Annotated in this window: 19 protein-coding genes; 11 read left to right on the forward strand and 8 right to left on the reverse strand. The window is 64.0% G+C overall.

Translation table 11 applies throughout. The features are described from left to right. Window positions 1-158: 158 nt before the first annotated feature. The 8 genes from ugpB (at window position 159) to QX132_RS12620 (ending at window position 7,191) form a co-directional block, all read left to right on the forward strand. A complete protein-coding gene (ugpB, locus tag QX132_RS12585) occupies window positions 159-1,478 on the forward strand; it encodes a sn-glycerol-3-phosphate ABC transporter substrate-binding protein UgpB (RefSeq protein WP_315758162.1) in 1,320 nt (439 codons plus the stop codon). Between the two features lie 49 nt (window positions 1,479-1,527). Beyond that, on the forward strand, window positions 1,528-2,409 hold the full coding sequence (gene ugpA / locus QX132_RS12590) for a sn-glycerol-3-phosphate ABC transporter permease UgpA (RefSeq protein ID WP_315741244.1): 882 nt from the start codon (window positions 1,528-1,530) through the stop codon (window positions 2,407-2,409). Continuing rightward, window positions 2,409-3,257 carry a sn-glycerol-3-phosphate ABC transporter permease UgpE gene (gene ugpE / locus QX132_RS12595; RefSeq protein ID WP_315758163.1) on the forward strand — a complete coding sequence of 283 codons (849 nt, stop codon included), beginning with the start codon at window positions 2,409-2,411 and terminating at the stop codon, window positions 3,255-3,257. The genes ugpA and ugpE overlap by 1 nt, the downstream gene beginning before the upstream one ends. A gap of 111 nt (window positions 3,258-3,368) precedes the next feature. Continuing rightward, complete coding sequence (locus tag QX132_RS12600; protein ID WP_316161338.1) at window positions 3,369-4,448, forward strand: sn-glycerol-3-phosphate import ATP-binding protein UgpC; 1,080 nt, start codon at window positions 3,369-3,371, stop codon at window positions 4,446-4,448. A 134-nt stretch (window positions 4,449-4,582) separates the two neighbouring features. After that, window positions 4,583-5,008, forward strand: coding sequence for an Hsp20 family protein (locus tag QX132_RS12605; RefSeq protein ID WP_006613108.1), 426 nt, complete (start codon window positions 4,583-4,585; stop codon window positions 5,006-5,008). Between the two features lie 58 nt (window positions 5,009-5,066). Next, window positions 5,067-5,330, forward strand: coding sequence for a DUF1150 family protein (locus tag QX132_RS12610; RefSeq protein ID WP_009026315.1), 264 nt, complete (start codon window positions 5,067-5,069; stop codon window positions 5,328-5,330). A gap of 169 nt (window positions 5,331-5,499) precedes the next feature. After that, window positions 5,500-6,006 (forward strand): GNAT family N-acetyltransferase, encoded by a 507-nt coding sequence (locus QX132_RS12615; RefSeq protein WP_316161340.1) that lies wholly within the window; start codon window positions 5,500-5,502, stop codon window positions 6,004-6,006. A 186-nt stretch (window positions 6,007-6,192) separates the two neighbouring features. Next, window positions 6,193-7,191: a sulfotransferase domain-containing protein gene (locus tag QX132_RS12620; protein ID WP_316161341.1), complete on the forward strand. Its 999-nt coding sequence runs from the start codon at window positions 6,193-6,195 to the stop codon at window positions 7,189-7,191. Here the strand turns inward: QX132_RS12620 and ptsN are convergent. The 7 genes from ptsN to QX132_RS12655 all read right to left on the reverse strand — a co-directional run bounded on the left by ptsN (window position 7,152) and on the right by QX132_RS12655 (window position 13,991). Further along, entirely contained in the window at window positions 7,152-7,613 is a 462-nt protein-coding gene (gene ptsN / locus QX132_RS12625; RefSeq protein WP_315716874.1) for a PTS IIA-like nitrogen regulatory protein PtsN, read from the reverse strand. The two genes, QX132_RS12620 and ptsN, sit on opposite strands and share 40 nt — an antisense overlap. A 328-nt stretch (window positions 7,614-7,941) precedes the next feature. Beyond that, complete coding sequence (hpf, locus tag QX132_RS12630) at window positions 7,942-8,544, reverse strand: ribosome hibernation-promoting factor, HPF/YfiA family (RefSeq protein WP_315741249.1); 603 nt, start codon at window positions 8,542-8,544, stop codon at window positions 7,942-7,944. Between the two features lie 72 nt (window positions 8,545-8,616). Beyond that, window positions 8,617-10,254: an RNA polymerase factor sigma-54 gene (gene rpoN, locus QX132_RS12635; RefSeq protein ID WP_316161343.1), complete on the reverse strand. Its 1,638-nt coding sequence runs from the start codon at window positions 10,252-10,254 to the stop codon at window positions 8,617-8,619. A 212-nt stretch (window positions 10,255-10,466) separates the two neighbouring features. Then, the gene (gene lptB, locus QX132_RS12640) at window positions 10,467-11,477 is read right to left on the reverse strand and encodes an LPS export ABC transporter ATP-binding protein (protein ID WP_315784894.1); all 1,011 of its coding nucleotides are present in this window, start codon (window positions 11,475-11,477) and stop codon (window positions 10,467-10,469) included. Window positions 11,478-11,823: 346 nt separating this feature from the next. Beyond that, on the reverse strand, window positions 11,824-12,510 hold the full coding sequence (locus QX132_RS12645; RefSeq protein ID WP_315778440.1) for an LptA/OstA family protein: 687 nt from the start codon (window positions 12,508-12,510) through the stop codon (window positions 11,824-11,826). 4 nt (window positions 12,511-12,514) lie between these two features. After that, window positions 12,515-13,216, reverse strand: a complete 702-nt coding sequence (lptC, locus tag QX132_RS12650) for an LPS export ABC transporter periplasmic protein LptC (RefSeq protein WP_315716868.1) — start codon at window positions 13,214-13,216, stop codon at window positions 12,515-12,517. A 160-nt stretch (window positions 13,217-13,376) separates the two neighbouring features. Further along, window positions 13,377-13,991: a ribonuclease D gene (locus tag QX132_RS12655; protein WP_316161344.1), complete on the reverse strand. Its 615-nt coding sequence runs from the start codon at window positions 13,989-13,991 to the stop codon at window positions 13,377-13,379. Window positions 13,992-14,458: 467 nt separating this feature from the next. Here QX132_RS12655 and QX132_RS12660 point away from each other — a divergent pair, with 467 nt between their 5' ends. The 3 genes from QX132_RS12660 (at window position 14,459) to QX132_RS12670 (ending at window position 17,334) form a co-directional block, all read left to right on the forward strand. Continuing rightward, complete coding sequence (locus QX132_RS12660) at window positions 14,459-15,430, forward strand: TRAP transporter substrate-binding protein (RefSeq protein WP_316161346.1); 972 nt, start codon at window positions 14,459-14,461, stop codon at window positions 15,428-15,430. A gap of 75 nt (window positions 15,431-15,505) precedes the next feature. Next, entirely contained in the window at window positions 15,506-16,051 is a 546-nt protein-coding gene (locus QX132_RS12665) for a TRAP transporter small permease (RefSeq protein ID WP_316161348.1), read from the forward strand. Further along, complete coding sequence (locus QX132_RS12670) at window positions 16,042-17,334, forward strand: TRAP transporter large permease (RefSeq protein WP_316161349.1); 1,293 nt, start codon at window positions 16,042-16,044, stop codon at window positions 17,332-17,334. The genes QX132_RS12665 and QX132_RS12670 overlap by 10 nt, the downstream gene beginning before the upstream one ends. 697 nt (window positions 17,335-18,031) lie before the next feature. On the opposite strand, the gene QX132_RS12675 is transcribed toward QX132_RS12670, so the two are convergent. Further along, window positions 18,032-18,667, reverse strand: coding sequence for a hypothetical protein (locus tag QX132_RS12675; RefSeq protein WP_316161350.1), 636 nt, complete (start codon window positions 18,665-18,667; stop codon window positions 18,032-18,034). Between the last annotated feature and the right edge of the window lie 376 nt (window positions 18,668-19,043).

Consider the following 19,043-nt stretch of genomic DNA (forward strand, 5'->3'; position numbering starts at 1 on the left):
CGGCGCCGCGCTGTCTCGCGCAAGTCGCGGCATTCCGCCGCGAAGCCGCGACGAACGCGCTTTCCGCTGACGGTCCAACCGGTTATACATTCACAAAACTGTCATCTCGCGCTGCTACGGCCGCGACGCCGATGACGTTCCATGGGAGGTATTTTTTAATGTCACTTCGACAATTCTGGACCGCCGCCGCTGCGGCAGCCACGCTGGTCCTTGGCGCCGCCGCACCCGCACATGCGGTGACGGAGATTCAGTGGTGGCACGCGATGACCGGCGCCAACAATGACGTCATCGTCAAGCTCGCCAACGATTTCAACACCTCGCAGACCGACTACAAGGTCGTTCCGACCTACAAGGGCAACTACGCCGACACGATGAATGCCGGCATTGCCGCCTTCCGCGCCGGCAATGCGCCGCATATCATGCAGGTGTTCGAGGTCGGGACCGCCACGATGATGGCCGCCACCGGCGCCGTGAAGCCGGTCTACAAGCTGATGCAGGACGCCAGCGAGAAGTTCGATCCCAAGAGCTACCTGCCGGCCATCACCGGCTACTATTCGACCTCGAAGGGCGAAATGCTCTCCTTCCCCTTCAACTCCTCGTCCACCGTCATGTGGGTCAATCTCGACGAGCTGAAGAAGGTCAACGCCGAGATCCCGAAGACCTGGCCCGAGCTGTTCGAGACCGCCAAGAAGCTGAAGGCGGCCGGCCATCCGACCTGCGGCTTCTCCGGCTCGTGGGTCACCTGGGTCAATCTCGAGCAGCTCTCCGCCTGGCACAACGTGCCGCTCGCCAGCAAGGCGAACGGTCTCGACGGCTTCGATACCGTCCTTGAGTTCAACGGTCCGCTGCAGGTGAAGCATCTCGAAAACCTGGTCGAGCTGCAGAAGGACAAGACCTACGACTATGCCGGCCGCACCAACACCGGCGAGGGCCGCTTCACCTCGGGCGAATGCCCGATCTACCTGACCTCGTCGGCGTTCTTCGGCAACGTCAAGGCGCAGGCCAAGTTCGCCTTCACCGCTGCGCCGATGCCCTATTATCCCGACGCCAAGGGCGCACCGCAGAACTCGATCATCGGCGGCGCCTCGCTCTGGGTGATGGGCGGCAAGAGCGCGGACGAATACAAGGGCGTGGCGAAGTTCCTGACCTTCCTCTCGGACACCGATCGTCAGGTCTATATCCACAAGGCCTCGGGCTATCTGCCGATCACCAAGGCGGCCTACGCGAAGGCCAAGGCCGAGGGCTTCTACAAGGATCAGCCCTACCTGGAGACGCCGCTGCTCGAATTGACCAACAAGGAGCCGACGGAGAATTCCCGCGGCCTGCGTCTTGGCAACATGGTGCAACTGCGTGACGTCTGGTCGGAGGAGATCGAGCAGGCTCTGGCCGGCAAGAAGACCGCCAAGCAGGCGCTGGACGCCGCGGTCGAGCGCGGCAACCAGATGCTGCGCCAGTTCGAAAAGACGGCCGTGAAGTGAGGCCAAGAGCCGGCAGGCCACCCGCGGCCTGCCGGCTCGCCGACCGACCATGCAGAAGAACGCCATCTTCCAATCAAAACTGCTGCCGTTCGTGCTGGTCGCTCCCCAGCTCGCGATCGTGCTGATTTTCTTCTATTGGCCCGCGATCCAGGCCGTCATCCAGTCGTTCCTGCTGCAGGACGCGTTCGGCCTGTCCACGAGCTTCGTCTGGTTCGAGAACTACGCCGACCTGCTCAGTCAGCCGGACTATTTTCAAGCCATTCTCCGCACCTTCGGCTTCTCCTTCGCCATCGCGCTCTCGTCGCTCTCGGTCGCGCTGCTGCTCGCGGTCATGGCGGACAAGCCGCTGCGCGGCGTCACGCTGTACCGGACGCTGCTGATCTGGCCCTACGCGGTCGCGCCGCCGGTGGTGGGCGTGCTCTGGATTTTCATGCTGCACCCGTCGCTCGGCGTGATCTCGCGCTATCTGCGCGCGATGGGCATCGACTGGAATCCGCTGCTCGACGGCGACCAGGCGGCGCTGCAGATCATCCTCGCTGCCGCCTGGAAGCAGATCTCCTACAACTTCCTGTTCTTCCTCGCCGGGCTGCAGAGCATCCCCCGCAGCGTGCTCGAGGCCGCCGCGATCGACGGCGCGCGGCCGATGCGGCGGTTCTGGACCGTGACCTTCCCGCTGCTGTCGCCGACCATCTTTTTCCTGCTGGTCATCAACATCGTCTACGCCTTCTTCGAGACGTTCGGCATCATCGACACGATGACCCGTGGCGGCCCGGGCAAGTCCACCGAGACGCTGGTCTACAAGGTCTACACGGACGGCCTGCTCGGCGGCAATCTCGGCTCGTCGGCCGCACAGTCCGTCGTTCTGATGGTCATCGTCATCGTGCTGACGGCGATCCAGTTCCGCTTCGTCGAGCGCAAGGTGACCTACTGATGGTCGAGCAAGAAGGCATTCGACGCTACGTCGCGCACGCCATCCTGTGGATCGGAATCGCGATCGTGGCGTTCCCGGTGTATCTCGCGTTCGTCGCCTCGACGCAGGACAATGCGGTCATCGCCAACGGGCAGATGTCGCTGCTGCCGGGCGGGCACTTCCTGTCGACCTACTATCAGACCATCTTCGTCGGCACGAGCGGCTCGACCCGCGAGCCGGTGGCGACCATGCTGCTGAACTCGCTGGTCATGGCGCTGCTGATCGCCGTCGGCAAGATCGCGATCTCTATCATCTCGGCCTATGCGGTCGTCTACTTCCGCTTCCCGTTCCGCATGCCGATCTTCTGGCTGATCTTCATCACCCTCATGCTGCCGGTCGAGGTGCGCATCTATCCGACCTACAAGATCGTCGCCGACCTGCACATGCTCGACAGCTATGCGGGGCTCGCGCTGCCGCTGATCGCGTCCGCCACCGCCACGCTGCTGTTCCGCCAGTTCTTCATGACGGTGCCGGACGAGCTCCTGGAGGCGTCCCGCATCGACGGCGCCGGGCCGCTCCGCTTCTTCTGGGACACCCTGCTGCCGCTGTCGCGCACCAACATGGCGGCGCTGTTCGTGATCCTGTTCATCCTCGGCTGGAATCAATATCTCTGGCCGCTGCTGATCACCACGCGCGACGACATGCAGACCATCCAGATCGGCATCCGCAAGATGATCACGACGACCGACGCGCTGACGGAGTGGCCGGTCGTCATGGCGACCGCCGTGCTCGCGATGCTGCCGCCGGTGTTCGTCGTCGTCGTCATGCAGCGCCTGTTCGTCAAGGGGCTGGTGGAGACGGAAAAGTGACGAGGGGGCGAATAGCGAATGGCGAGTGGCGAACAGGGATGTTCGCGCAACGGCTCGCTTCGTCCCCCTTCCCTGTTCGCCACTCCCCATTCGCTATTCGCTAGGTAACCCATGGCCAACGTCACACTCCGCAACGTCCGCAAGGTCTATCCCGGCGGCTTCGAAGCCATCAAAGGCGTCGATGTCGATGTCGGCGATGGTCAGTTCTGCGTGCTGGTCGGGCCGTCGGGCTGCGGCAAATCCACCCTGCTGCGGATGGTCGCGGGGCTCGAAACGATCACGTCGGGCGAGATCGACATCGGCGGCCGCATCGTCAATGCCATCGAGCCTGCCGATCGCGACATCGCGATGGTGTTCCAGAACTATGCGCTCTATCCGCACATGACCGTCTATAACAACATGGCCTACGGCCTGCGCAATCGCGGCATGGCGGAGAAGGAGATCAGGACGCGCGTCGAGGACGCCGCGCGCATTCTCGAGCTCGGCTCCATGCTCGAGCGGAAGCCGCGGCAGCTGTCCGGGGGACAGCGCCAGCGCGTGGCGATGGGCCGCGCCATCGTGCGCCAACCCAAGGTGTTCCTGTTCGACGAGCCGCTGTCCAACCTCGACGCCAAGCTGCGCATCGCGATGCGGGTCGAGATCCGCAAATTGCAGCGTCGGCTCAACACCACCGCGATCTACGTCACCCACGACCAGCTCGAGGCCATGACGCTCGCCGACATCCTGGTGGTGATGAACGGCGGCAAGGTCGAGCAGATCGGCAATCCGCTCGACATCTATCAGAAGCCCGCGACCACCTTCGTCGCGTCCTTCATCGGCGCACCGCCGATGAACCTGATGCCGACCGATGGCGTGCGCGCCCAGTTGCACGGCGCCGACGCGGTTCCCGCAGAGGCGGGCCAGCTCGGCATCCGGCCTGAGGATTTCCAGCTCGGCGACACCGTTCCGCCGGGCGGGGTCGGGCTCGACCTCCGCGTCGAGGCGATCGAGCATGTCGGCGCCGAGACCTATGTCTATGGCGCGCGCCAGGATATGGGCAGCGATGGTCGGCTCACCGCGACCGCCAACGACATCATCGTGCGGCTGCCGGGCACCGCCGCGCCGGAGATCGGCGCGCGGATTCGCGCCGTGGCGCCGCGGGCCAAGCTGCATCTGTTCTCGGCCGACGGCCGGCAGCGGCTGTCCGTTTAAACCCTTCCACAGGCTGGCCGTTCCGGCGCATTCGGGGTGCTTGAACGCGCCCCGGATCGTGCCCATATTGCTGCTCAAGGGGTGCCGTCAGGGCCCTGATACATCAAAGTCGCTTCGAGAGGACTTTGTAAACCATGTCTCGTGTTCCTTCGCTCTCCAGTCCGTTCCTGCTGGGCTTCGACGAGATCGAGCGCGTGCTCGACCGCGTCGTCAAAGGTGCCGACGGTTATCCGCCCTACAATATCGAGCGGTTCGAGCGCACCAATGGCCAGCCCGAGCGTCTGCGGATCACGCTGGCGGTGGCGGGTTTTACCCGCGACCAACTCGATGTCACCATTGAGGAAAACCAGCTCGTCATCCGCGGCCGGCAGCAGGACGACAAGACCAGGCAATACATTCATCGCGGCATCGCCGCGCGCCACTTCCAGCGCACCTTCGTGCTGGCGGAGGGAATGCATGTGCTCGGTGCGGACCTGAAGAACGGGTTGTTGTCGGTCGATCTGGCCAGGCCGGAGCCTGAGCGGATCGTTAAGACAATCGCTATCAATGAACACGAATAATGGTTTGGTGGAACGAGTAGCGGACTCGACCGCTTGAGTCTCAGAAGGAGTCGAGACCATGACTGAAGGTAATGTCGCGTCGGAATCCCCCGTCTCCCTGGAGTCACTGGCGACCCTGGGCGAGGGCCACATCGCTTATGTGAAGCAGATCCGCTCCGAAGACGTACCGGGACTGTTTCCGCAGGCGCCGCACATCGCGCCGGGACTGAAGCTGTTCGCCTTGCATGCCGCCGACGGCACGCCGATCATGCTCACCGACAGTCGCGAAGCAGCGATTGCGAATGCGTGGAGCCACGAACTCCAGGCCGTGAGCGTCCACTGACGCAAAGGCCGAGCCGCAGCGCTTGCAGCGACCGCTTCTCGTGAGACTCAATGCTCATTGAGACGCGATGCTCATGAGGAGCATGCAGCTCACGGACTGACACGAGGGCGGTCCCCGGAAACGGGGACGGCCCTTTTTTCTGCTGGGCTGCCCGGAACGATCGCCGCACATGACCTTGCTGACAACACCCATGAGCGCGGCCGGGTTGCGTGCAGATCCTGCGCTCGCGGACGCACTGCTCGCGCTCAACAACGCGCATGCCTCCGAGCTGTCGTGGCTCACGCCCGAAACGCTCATGCAGCTGCTCGATCAGGCATGGCGGGCCTGGCGGATTGGCGGGGCCGATGCGCTGATGATCGCGCTGGACCACGCCGCCGCCTATGACAATCCCAATCACCGCTGGTTTCGCGCGCGCTACGATCGGTTCATCTATGTCGACCGCATCGTGGTGGCGCCGGCCGCCCGCGGCCGGGGCCTGGCGCGGCAGCTCTATGAGGAGCTGATTCGGGAAGCGACCGCGGCGGGCCACGACCGCATCGTCTGCGAGGTCAATCTGGATCCGCCCAATCCGCAGTCGGACGCGTTTCATGCTGCGCTCGGCTTCGCGCCGCTGGCGGCGGCCAGCATCCATGGCGGCGCCAAGACGGTGCGCTACATGGCGAGATCATTGCGATAGCCGGGGAAGGACGAAGCGGCTGCCGAAGTGCTTTTGAGAAAATTGTTTCCGTCGATGTCCGTAACGGTCGATTTGACAACCAGATACAATCCGACCCGGTTTAAGGCGAAGGTGTCCAATCCTTAAGTTGTCCCTGTTGCGGCACGCGCTAGTCCGCTGTGTGACGAGCATGTGTAGGGATGGCAAATGCATGGATCACGGCTTGATGCAGGCGTCTTTCGAGAACTTGCACTCGGGACCCTACCCAACCGGCACGTCTTTCTTGACAGTCCTCCGCCGGGGCCGAGCCCTTACTACGTCATCTGCAACAGCGTGCCGAAAGCGGGGACGTACCTGCTGGTCGAACTCGTGAGAGCGCTGGGCGGTCATGTCGATGTCGGCTATCACACCTACACGTCATCGATCAGCAAGCTGAATCCCGACGGTTCGCTCGACTACGGACGCGCGCTTCCGGCCCCGCTCTGGGCGTCGGCCCTGCGCTCCGGCTACTCCTGCGCCTCGCACACCGAGTATTGTCCGTATCTTGAGCAATACCTCCTGGGCAGACCAGAACACAAGATGCTGTTCATCGTCCGCGACCCCCGCGACATCGTCGTGAGCTGGGTCGACTTCATCTACCACTCGGCGGCCTACCCGAAGATGCGGAAGTGGAACGCCTATCTGCGGTCGGCCGGATCGGCCGCTCACCCCGATGACGCCTCCCGGATCACATCGACCCTCCTCTCTTTGCCCCGATCGGGCATCAAGAAGTTCATGAGCTGGCTGGACTCGCCAGCCTGCCTGACCGTCAAGTTCGAAGAGCTCTATTCGGAGCTCGCGATCGACGATGTGGCGCGGTCGTCGTTTCCTGTCCTTAACCGCATCTGCGACTACCTGGGACTTCCGCGCAAGACGGCCGCGGAGCTCGATGTGCTCGGCCGCGGCCTGACGTCGTCGGGACGCGGCCGGAAGGTCGGCATCTACAAGGAGCGAATGATGCCGCATCATTTCGACCTGCTCCGCAGCGAGGCATTCCAGGAGCTCGTCGTCGAGTTCGGCTACGAGCCGACGCCGTTGCACACGCCCGCGCGGACGAACGGGTTCGGTGCCGCGCGGAGGCTCGTCAGCAGGCTTTCTCGGTCGTTGCAGGGCGGCGCGATACGACGTCAGGCCGCGGAAGCGGGCGGCAGCGCCAGCACCGAATAGATCGCCTGGGCGTCGCGCGAGGCGCGGAGCTTCTTGGCGACATCCTGGTCGCGGAGCAGGCGAGCGATGCGGGCCAGGGCCTTCAGATGGTCGGCACCGGCGCCTTCCGGCGCCAGCAGCAGGAACACGAGATCGACCGGCTGGCCGTCCATGGCTTCGAAATCGATCGGCCGCTCCAGCCGGGCGAACAGGCCGAACAGCTTCTCCAGCTTCGGCAGCTTGCCGTGGGGAATCGCGACGCCGTAGCCGACGGCCGTGGTTCCGAGCTTCTCCCGCTGCAGCAGGACTTCGAACACGTTGCGCTCGTTCTGCCCGGTCAGCGCAGCCGCGCGCGCTGCCAGCTCCTGCAGCGCCTGCTTCTTACTGATGACCTTCAAAGCCGGCACGATCGCCTCGGGTGCGACCAGATCGGTAATCGGCATAGGGCGTTCCGAGGTGATTGAACCGTCAGGGTGCGAAATAGGTCGGGACAGACCGGCGTCAAGAAGCTGAGGCGGCAGGCGGGCTTAACCCGTGTCCGATGGGTGGGGCTTCTACCCCAACGCAACGGCCGTGCCAACACCCGCAAGCGTGTTCCCGCAGCCTATCCTTAAAGATCGCCGGAGCGTGGCGGCCTGAAGGCGCCAGCGCCCCAACCGCTTGATCGCATCTATTCATTGCCGTGGCGTGACGTCGCAACCGGCCGGCCAACCGCCTGATCGGGAACCGGTTTTCGCGCCGCCGGAAGATCCCTGGAACGCATCCGCGGGACTACGGCTTCACCGCCGGCGGATCGACCCAGCCGATATTGCCGTCGGCGCGGCGGTAGATGATGTTCACCCGGCCGCTGGAGCCGTGCTGAAACACCATGCAGGGTGCCCCCGAAAGATCGAGCTCCATCACGGCTTCGGACACCGACAGGCGCTTCAACGCCGTGGTGTTCTCGGCAATGATCACCGGGCTGTAGCCGGTGATCTCCTCGTCGCCCTCGGCCGGCGCCTCGATCACGTAGCTCGGCGCATCCAGCACCGCGCCGTCGAGATTGGCGAGCGCCGCATTGGCGGCGTGGGATTTGCGCCCCGAGCGGTCCTTCAGCCGGCTCTTGTAGCGGCGCAGGCGCTTCTCGATCATCAGGAGCGCCTGGTCGGCGCTGGCATAGGCGTCCGGCGCGTTCGATTCGGCCTCGAGCGTGATGCCCGAATCGAGGTGCAGCGCGCAATCGGTCTTGAACCCGAAACCGTCCTTGGAGAGCGTGACATGGCCGGAATAGTTGCCGTCGAAGTATTTTCGCAAGACCTCGTCGGTGCGCTCGCTGACGCGCCCACGCAGCGCTTCGCTGACGCTGATGCTCTTTCCGGAAATCCGCAGGGTCATGTGCCGCCTCGATTCATGTGAACCAAGTATGACACTAAGCCTATTTGGTGAAGGCGCAATCTTGCGCAGCGGTCAAACTGACGCGGTATCCCGGGTGCGGTCGGCGCTGGCAGGGGCCGAGAGGGCATGCGCCAGCATGCTCTGCTTGTCGCGGCGGCGCTGCACCGAGGACGGGATCCGCATCGCCTCCCGGTATTTCGCGACCGTGCGGCGGGCGATGTCGATGCCCGCGGCGCGCAGCTTCTCGACGATCGTATCATCGGAGAGAATTGCGGAGGGATCTTCCGCATCGATCAGTTGCTTGATGTGGTGACGTACGGCCTCTGCCGAATGCGCCTCGCCGCCATCGGCCGATGCGATCGAGGCGGTGAAGAAATATTTCAGCTCGAACGTGCCGCGATTGGTCGCCATGTATTTGTTGGCGGTAACGCGCGACACGGTCGATTCGTGCATCTGGATCGCATCCGCAACGGCCTTCAAGTTGAGCGGACGCAGATGCGCGACACCATGGGTGAAGAAGCCGTCCTGCTGGCGCACGATCTCGGTCGCCACTTTCAGGATCGTGCGGGCGCGCTGATCGAGCGCGCGCACCAGCCACGTCGCGTTCTGCAGGCAGTCGGTGAAGTAGGACTTGTCGCCGTCCTTGCGGATCGTCTTCGACAGCTCGGAGTAATAGACTTGGTTTACCAGGACGCGCGGCAGCGTGTCGCTGTTGAGCTCGACCAGCCAGCCGCCGTCGGGACCGGGACGGACGTAGACGTCGGGCACCATGGTCTGCGTGCGCGTGGTGCCGAACTTCAGCCCCGGCTTCGGATCGAGCCTGCGGATCTCGCCGATCATGTCGACGAGGTCCTCGTCATCGACGGCGCACAGCTTGCGAAGGGCAACGAAGTCGCGCTTGGCGAGGAGATCGAGATGCTCGACCAGCGCCTGCATCGCCGGATCATAGCGGTCGAGCTCGCGCAGCTGGATCGCGAGACATTCGCTCAAGTTGCGCGCGCAGATGCCCGGCGGATCGAAGGTCTGCAGCACGCCGAGCACGGCATCGACGTCGGCCTGCTCGGCGCCGAGGCGGTCGGCGGCCTGGCCGAGGTCGGCCGGCAGATAGCCGGCCTCGTCGACCAGATCGATCAGGTACTGGCCGATCATGCGGTCCGCCGGCGCAGTGAACGCCACCGCCGCCTGCTCGGCGAGATGATCCGACAGCGTGGTCTCGGCCGCGACAAAGGCTTCGAGATTGTAGTCCTCGTCACCGGAGGCGCCGCCGCCCCATTCGGTGTAGGTGGTCGGCGCTGCGTCCTGCGCGGTACGCGCAGCGGCCTCAGCCGGCTCCTCGGAGAACACGTTGTCGAGCCCGGTGTCGAGCGTCTGTTCGATCTCCGTACGGGTGCCGAGATCGCGGCTCATCCAGTCTTCCTGGGCGCCCTCGAAGCTCTCGCCGCCGCTGCTGCCGGCCTCGCCGAAATCGTCGCCGTTGGCTTCGCTGCCTTCCGAGAACTCGGCGCGCTCGGACATCTGCTGCTCGCCGGCGACCGGCGCTTCCGGACCGTCGCTCGCGCGCTCCAGCAGCGGATTGCGCTCCAGCTCCTCTTCGACGAACGTGGAGAGGTCGAGATTGGACAGTTGCAGCAGCTTGATCGCCTGCATCAGCTGCGGCGTCATCACCAGCGACTGCGACTGGCGGAATTCTAATCTCTGCGTCAACGCCATGGGAGCAAGAACATTCCCTTACTGGTCCAATTCTTGCTTATCCTAATCCGCGCGCGATGTACACGGCTTGACGAATAAGAAAAACGGAGTATGGCGCGCGGAGAAGACGAGGTTACCGGTCCTCGCGAACCTGCTGGAAACAGCGTTGATCGTAGCGTTTCCGCCTGATGTCGCGCAGACGACAAAAGCCGACAAACACCGCGTCCGTAATCCTACAGCCGGAATTCCTCACCGAGATACAGCCGGCGCACGTCGGGATCGGCGACGATCTCCTCCGGGCTGCCTTCGGTGAGAATCTGCCCGGCATAGACGATATAGGCGCGGTCGGTGAGGCCGAGCGTCTCGCGGACGTTGTGGTCGGTGATGAGCACGCCGATGCCGCGATTGGTGAGATGGCGCACCAGCTGCTGGATGTCGCCGACCGCGATCGGATCGATGCCGGCGAACGGCTCGTCGAGCAGCATGTAGTTCGGGCGCGTCGCCAGCGCGCGCGCGATCTCGACGCGGCGGCGCTCGCCGCCAGACAGCGCGATCGACGGCGACTTGCGCAGCCGCGTGATGGTGAATTCTTCCAGCAGCGCGTCGAGCTCGCGCTCGCGCTTCTTGCGCGAGGGCTCGACGACCTCGAGCACAGCGCGGATGTTCTGCTCGACGGTGAGGCCGCGGAAGATCGAGGCCTCCTGCGGCAGATAGCCGATGCCGAGCCGCGCGCGCTGATACATCGGCAGCCGCGTCACGTCATGGCCGTCGAGCTCGATGGCGCCGCGATCGGCCTTGATCAGTCCGGTGATCATGTAGAACACGGTGGTCTTGCCGGCGCCGTTCGGCCCGAGCAGGCCGACGGCCTCGCCGCGGCGGACGTAGATCGACACGCCGCGCACGACCTGGCGGCTGCCAAAGCTCTTCTCGATCGAGTGCACGGCGAGGAAGCCTGGCCGGCGCAGCAGCTGCGGGCCGCCGCTGCCATTGTTGCGCGGCTTGGCTGGCATCGGCTGCGAGGCCGGCCGCTTGCGCTGGATCTGCTCGGTGTTCTGCGGCGAGCGCGGATTGATGCGTGGCACCGTTTCGTCGCGCACGGAGTCGGCGAGCGCGGCGAGCGGATCATCGCTGTAGGAATTGCCGAACGGATCGTCCATGGCCGTGATGTCGTCGCGCCGGCGCGAGGAGCCTCGCTGGCCGCGCTTGGCGGGACGCCCACGAAACATGCCGAGTAGATCCACCATCCCCGCTTCGCTTACGCCCTTCGAGGCTGCCCGTCATCGACCGCAGCGCTGGCTCGCCCGCCCACCGCGAGCGAACGCATGTCACCTCTCTCGCGGATCACAGGGAGCGCGAGGCCGGCCAAAGCGCGGGAGGCCGCGCTCCGGAGTTCGTCGTCTGACGGCGAAGTCGCGGTCGCCACGCAAGCGACCGATCGCAATCGTGTCCGGCATCACTCTTTCGCAGCGATGCAACGGGGTCCACGGCATCCCGCTGCGCCGGTCCTGCGACAGAACCGCCCGCCCGCTAGATAGAGGCAGCAGCGGCGCGGTTCAACTGGCCCGCCGGCGTTTTGCTAAATAATTGAAGTCACTTCGATTTGCCTGGACCGAGCTGCAGCGGCCCGGCGCCGCCCGGAGCCGAGGCCGTCGACGGGCCGCAGCCGCCGCTCGCGCCCGCGCCCGCCTGCGGCAGCAGCACCTGCACCCCGCGCCCGCTGTCCGATTCGACCCGCGACACGCCGGTCGTCATGTCGACCGTCAGCCGGTCGCCGCGCATCACGTTCTTGCACTGGGTCAGCACCACGCCGCCCTGCATCGAGATCATGTTGGTCTTGGTGTCGTAGACCGCGGTCTCGCCGGTCACGACCTGGTCCTTCTGCGTCACCTTGACGTCGCCGCGCGCCTCGAGACGGCGAATCGCCGAGCTGCCATCCGGCCCGGGCGTCGCAGCCGGCGTCGCCTTGGTCGCCTTGGCGCCGCCCTGCTGGGCGCCGCCGTCGTAGAACACCACCAGCGACTTCGAGGTCATGGTGGTATCGCCCTGCACGACCTTGACGTTGCCGGTGAAGGTCGCCTCCTTCTTCTTGTCGCGCATCTCGAGCGCAGCGGCCTCGATCTGGATCGGCTGGTCGCGGTTCTGCGAAAATCCCTGCAGCGCGTTCGGAACACCGGTGGTCGCGCTCTGCGCCTGCGATGAGTCGGCAAGCGCGAGCAACGCCAGCGCGGCGAGGCCGGCGCCGCGAATCGCTACGGGAATGAAACGGCACGTGGTCATGAGGTCACTTCACGTTGCGGGCCGGACGGCCGGGATCGGCGCTCGCCGTCGTGGCCGGAGCGGCATTCATATTGTCGAGGTTCATCATCACATTACCCTCGAAGCGGATGACCTCGCCATTGTCGGTGATGCGCAGGCGGTCGGCGGAAAGCGTACCGTTGGTGAGCTTGACGTCGACGCGCTCGTCCGAGCTCACGGTGCCCTTGGCCATGTCGACCGAGGCCCGGCTCAGCCGCGCCTCGTAGCCGGTCGACGTCGTCAGCAGGATGTCCTTCGTCAGCTCGAGCTGCTGCTGCTTGGTGTCGAACACGCCGGTATTCGCCTTCAACGTCACCGTCGACTGATCCTCCATCAGCACCTTGGCGCGGAGGATGTTGAGCTCGACGTGATCGGGATCAGTCAGGTCCTGCACCGCGCTCCGGGCGACGAGATCATACGGCCGCTGGTCCGGCGTGAAGCCGGTGAGATGCGGCGTCTCCATCGTGATCTTGCGGCCGGAGATGACGAGGTTGCCGGTGAGATTCGGGGTGTTGATCTCCATGTGGAACGGATTGAACAGCGCGATGCCGATCACGACCGCCATCGCCAGTCCCACCGCCGCCGGCACCGCGACCCGCAGCACGCGCACGAAGCGGCTGTGGCGCGCCGCGACCGCGAAGCGCGCCTGCAGGGTGGGATCATAGGCGGGGTTGTGGACCGAGTTCACCAGGGCTCCGACGGACACGGGATGCGCGCGAAACAGCACCCATCCTACCATGGGGGGCCCCACCATTGCAGCCTGGAACTGGCGCGAAATCGCGACGCGGGGCGGCTTGCGATCATTACGAGACATTAATGATCGTGAACGCGCCCGCGATTCGCCGGCTTCAGGAATGCGCGAAGATGTCCTCAGCCTCGAATCCGCCCAGATCGAGCGTCGCCCGGTGCGGCAGGAACGCGAAGCAGGCCTGCGCCAGCGCCAGCCGCCCTTCGCGCGCCAGCATCACGTCGAGCTTTTCGCGCAGCGCATGCAGATGCAGCACGTCGGAGGCGGCGTACGCGAGCTGCGGCTCGCTGAGCTGCTCGGCGCCCCAGTCGCTCGACTGCTGCTGCTTGGAGAGATCGACATTGAGCAGCTCGCGCACGAGATCCTTCAGGCCGTGCCGATCGGTGTAGGTGCGCGCCAACCGCGAGGCGATCTTGGTGCAATAGACCGGCTGCGGCATCACCCCGAACGCGTGAAACAGCGCCGCGACGTCGAAGCGCGCGAAGTGGAAGATTTTGGTGATGTCCGGGTTGCCGAGCAGCGCCTTCAGGTTCGGCGCGTCGGTGTGCCCCTTGGGGATCTGCACCACGTCGGCCGAGCCGTCGCCGGGCGACAGCTGCACCACGCACAGCCGGTCGCGGTGCGGATTGAGCCCCATGGTCTCGGTGTCGATCGCCACCGAGGTGGTGTAGCGGGAAAGATCGGGCAGGTCGCCGCGGTGCAGGCGTACGGTCATGGCTCTCAAAACCTCGTCGAATCGAAATCGGACGCGACGGGCCGGAGCAACGCCGCGGGAAGCGCTCGGGAACCGGCTGTAGCCCGGCGCTGGTAACCAACCGGCAAACGCGCCGGGCCGGTCCGGAGATCAGCCGTGGGAATGCCAGCCCCGCCGCCCGGGCGCAAGGGCCGGACAGGGTCAGGTGATCGCATCTGAGGTGGCGCCGGCAAATGTCTCCGCGGCCGTTCGAGGCGGCGCCTTCATCATTGAGGCGGTCGACCCGCTGGTTGCATCGCGCCAGATCGCACCCAATCGATCGATGCAACTCGTGCATTGATCGATGCCGCCTTTGGCTTGGACAGAAAATGCCACTGGCCGTACGCGTGATATTGTCGCATGACTTCGCATCTGGAGTGCAGCGACCCAAGGCGGCCTGCAGCATCTGCCCAACAACAACGACATAATCAATTGAGGAGGAAGCCAAGATGAAGGCACTTACAGGTATCATTGCGGCCGCTGTGCTGGCGGTCTCGTCGCCTTTGGCGACCGCGCGCGATTTCCGCTCCGCCGATGTGCACCCCGCCGATTATCCGACCGTCGAAGCCGTCAAGTTCATGGGCAAGCAGCTCGCAGCCGCGAGCGGCGGCAAGCTTGGCGTGAAGGTGTTTCCGAACGGCGCCCTCGGCTCCGAGAAGGACACGATCGAGCAGCTCAAGATCGGCGCGCTCGACATGATGCGGATCAACTCGTCGCCGCTCAACAATTTCGTGCCGGAGACCGTCGCGCTGTGCCTGCCCTTCGTGTTCCGCGACACGCAGCATATGCGCAATGTCCTGGACGGGCCGATCGGCGACGAGATCCTGGCCGCCATGGAGCCCGCGGGCCTGGTCGGCCTGGCTTATTACGACAGCGGCGCGCGCTCGATCTACACGGTCAAGGCGCCGGTGAAGTCGCTCGCCGACCTCAAGGGCCTGAAGATCCGCGTCCAGCAGTCCGACCTCTGGGTCGGCATGATCCAGAGCCTCGGCGCCAACCCGACCCCGATGCCCTATGGCGAGGTCTACACCGCGCTCAAGACCGGCCTCGTCGACGCCGCCGAGAACAACTGGCCGTCCTACGAGTCCTCGCGTCACTTCGAGGCCGCCAAGTTCTACAACGTCACCGAGCACTCGCTGGCGCCCGAAGTCCTCGTGATGTCCAAGAAGGTCTGGGACACGCTGAGCAAGGAGGATCAGGCGATGATCCGCAAGGCGGCCAAGGACTCCGTGCCAGTCATGCGCAAGCTCTGGGACGAGCGCGAGCAGACCTCCCGCAAGGCCGTCGAGGCCGCTGGCGTCCAGGTCGTGACGATCGCCAACAAGCAGGAATTCGTCGACGCGATGAAGCCGGTGTACCAGAAGTTCGCCGGCGACGAGAAGCTCTCGAGCCTCGTCAAGCGCATCCAGGACACCAAGTAAGAACCACATAAAAATAGGGACCGGGTCCGGCGTCGCCGTGCGGCGGCACCGGACTCAGGCCAGGGAGGGCCGGGAATGACAGATCCTCATGTTGGAGACCACGAGCAGCAGGAGAGACGTCCGTCGACCGGCCTGCTCTCGCGGATCAACGCCGTCATCGCGCGCGTCGGCATGTATCTGTCCGTCGCCGGCCTGCTCGTCATCGTCACCATCGTCTTCTACCAAGTGTTCGGACGCTACGTTCTCAACTCCAGCCCGACCTGGACCGAGAACCTGGCGCTGGTCCTGATCCTCTATGTCACGCTGATCGGCGCCGCCGTCGGCGTTCGCGACGCCGGCCATATCGGCATGGACAGCCTCCTCGTGATGCTGCCGGATCATATGCGGGAAAAGATCGAGCTCGTCATCCACGTGCTGGTCGCTATGTTCGGCGTCGCGATGGCCTACAACGGCTGGATCCTCGGCGCCTCCGTGGGCACCGTGAAGATCGCCAATCTCGGCCTGCCCGAAGTCGTCCGCTACGTGCCGCTGATCGCTTCGGGAATCCTGATCGTCATGTTTTCCATCGAGCACATCATGGCTCTCTTGCGCGGTGAAGAGGTCGTCCCGTCATGGAACTGATCATTCTCGGCGTCACCTTCTTCGGCTTCCTGGTCCTCGGCGTTCCCGTTGCGTTTGCGATCGGCCTCTCGGCGATCTGCACCATCCTCTATGAAGGCCTGCCGGTTGCCGTGATCTTCCAGCAGATGATGTCGGGGATGAACATCTTCTCGTTCCTCGCCATCCCGTTCTTCGTCTTCAGCGGCGAGCTGATGCTGCATGGCGGCGTCGCCGACAAGATCGTGCAGCTCGCCAAGAATCTCGTCGGTCACATCCGCGGCGGGCTCGGCATGTCGAACGTCGTCGCCTGCACGCTGTTCGGCGGGGTCTCCGGCTCTCCCGTGGCCGACGTGTCGGCGATGGGCGCGGTGATGATCCCGATGATGAAGAAGGAAGGGTTCGACACCGACTACGCCGTCAACGTCACCACCCACGCCTCGCTGGTCGGCGCCCTGATGCCGACCAGCCACAACATGATCATCTATGCGCTCGCCGCCGGCGGCAAGGTGTCGATCGGCGCGCTGATCGCCGCCGGTCTTCTTCCGGCGCTCGTGCTGATGGTCTGCATGCTGGTCGCCGCCTACGCGGTCGCCGTGAAGCGCGGCTATCCCGCGGGCAAGTTTCCCGGCTGGGCGGAGGTGTTCCGCTCGTTCGCGGCGGCGCTGCCCGGCCTCTTGATCGTCGGCATCATCCTGGCGGGCATCCTGTCCGGCGTGTTCACGGCCACCGAGTCCGCGGCGGTCGCCGTCACCTACACGATCCTGCTGACGTTCTTCATCTACCGCACCATGAGCCTGCAGAACTTCCTGCGGGCCGCCGCCAAGGCGGTCAAGACGACCGGCGTGGTGCTGCTCTTGATCGGCGTCTCCACCATGTTCCAGTACCTGATGGGACTGTACGAAGTCGCCGACTTCGCCGGCGATCTGATGAGCAAGGTGTCGACGCAGCCCTGGATGATCTTCCTGCTGATCAATGTCATCCTGTTCCTGCTCGGCACGTTCATGGACATGGCGGCGACGATCCTGATCTGCACGCCGATCTTCCTGCCGATCGCGATGAAGGCCGGGATGGATCCGGTGCAGTTCGGCATGCTGATGCTGATCAACTGCGCGCTCGGCCTCAACACCCCGCCGGTCGGCACCACCCAGTTCGTCGGCTGCGCCATCGGCGGCATTTCGGTCGGCGCCGTCATGCGCACCATCCTGCCGTTCTACGCCGCCCTGATCGCGGCGCTGATGTTCGTGACCTACGTTCCCGCCTTCTCGCTGTGGCTGCCGCGCCTGTTGATGGGCTACAAGGGATAGCTGGACTGGGCGGTCGCCGGCCTCGGCCGCGAGCCTCGGCCGGCGAACCGCCGCCTGCGATCGTTGGCGTGACAGCCACATGCTCCGCTGTCGTCCCGGACAAGCCTGCCGACGCAACGCGTCGGCGGGCGCAGATCCGGGACCCATAACCACCGAACGGAGTGGGGCACGCGGAACGTGCCGACTGCCCATTTCAGACATCACGCGGTATGGGTCCCCGCGTTCGCGGGGACGACACCGGTTATGAGTGGAAGGGTCGCGTAAGAAATTCACTACGGGATTAAGTCGATCAAGGGCGCCGGCTTCTTGCTCCAGACATTTCGTCACCTTTAGCCTATGGCTGCTCTGGAAGGTCGACCCGGCAAACACCGACTCATCATCATAGATATTCGTGCCTTTGCTGGATCAAATTCGCGATATCTAGAGCATCACCACCAGCCTATGGTGTGGCCGACGCTGGCGGCGCCAGTGATAGCAGTGATCAGGGTGGCAACGGCCACAACAACCTTATTGAAGCTGTCGAACCTGTCGCGCGAGCTCATTTCCGATCTCTCCCGTATTGGGGCCAGTAGCGCTAACCGATGCAGGCGAGCGTCAACCGCTACGGTCGGCGCTGCAACGCACCAGTAATGTGCTGATCATCATGCGGAAGTTCGGGCCTAACGTCGGGCAGGTAAGAGTAGAAAGGGCCAGAAACCTAGTTTTTGCCTTTTATGGCTGCCCACAACTTGCGGGCACGCGGCCGCACGGTACTTTCATTGGCATTGTGGCCCTTGGCCGTGAGCCACGTAAGCATGGCCTGTTCGATGTCAGCTTGCTTCTCTGGTTTCAGGTCGCCCTCGTATAGCTGTCGGCATATCTCGACCCATAGGTCATCCCACCACTCAGCCGGTGGACGACCGCCAGCTACGAGCGGAACAACTTCAGGCTTCACGGCTTCCACCGGCAAAATCTTCTCGATCGCGGCACGATCAAACTTCACGCCGTACGCAAAGATCTGAATCTTGCTATCCAGCCAAGTGGAAAAGTCGCCGGAATCCCATTGTTGTTTTAGCGCGATCTCTCCGTGAGCCCACCAAAACGCACGGGGAATGTCCCTATCCTCGAACTGCTTCTCATTTATTTGAAGGCGTTCAGCACGAGCACGGATAAGTCCATGGTTAGCTCGCTCACAGATCCGCCGCGTTGCGATCGAAAGTTGGAGGCTCTTTAACATCTGCAAGGCGCGACTTGCGCTGATCCATTCAATTTCATCGCTCTTTGGATTCTTATGTAATTCGTCCCACTCGTCGCTGAATCTCTTTAGATTACCGTATCCGTACGCTGATGCCATTGTTATCGCTCCCTGTGCGGCAGCAAAGCCTGGACCGTCACCTGCACCAGATGTGATCTACTTCAGAACTCCAACAACATTTCAATGATATCTGCGCAGCATGATCCCCGCCAGGTGCGGCGATTGATAAACACTTCGGCTACGGCTTCATCCCGCCAGGATTGTTGTGCAATCAACCCAGATTTCTGTCACGGCAGCCTCCCCGAGGGACCGACGTTTGACGGCTGCGATAATGGTTTCGAGGACTACCTGTTTGAGGCAGCCCGTCGAGTTATTATGTCGCATGCTGAAACGTTGCGCCGACGAGGCTGGGCAAGAACTCAGTGTTCACGGTAAGATTTGGGGGCATGACGAATCGGCCGTTCAAGAGCGGCGA

The sequence above is a fragment of the Bradyrhizobium sp. SZCCHNRI20481 genome, from assembly GCF_032485055.1.
Taxonomy (GTDB): Bacteria; Pseudomonadota; Alphaproteobacteria; order Rhizobiales; family Xanthobacteraceae; genus Bradyrhizobium.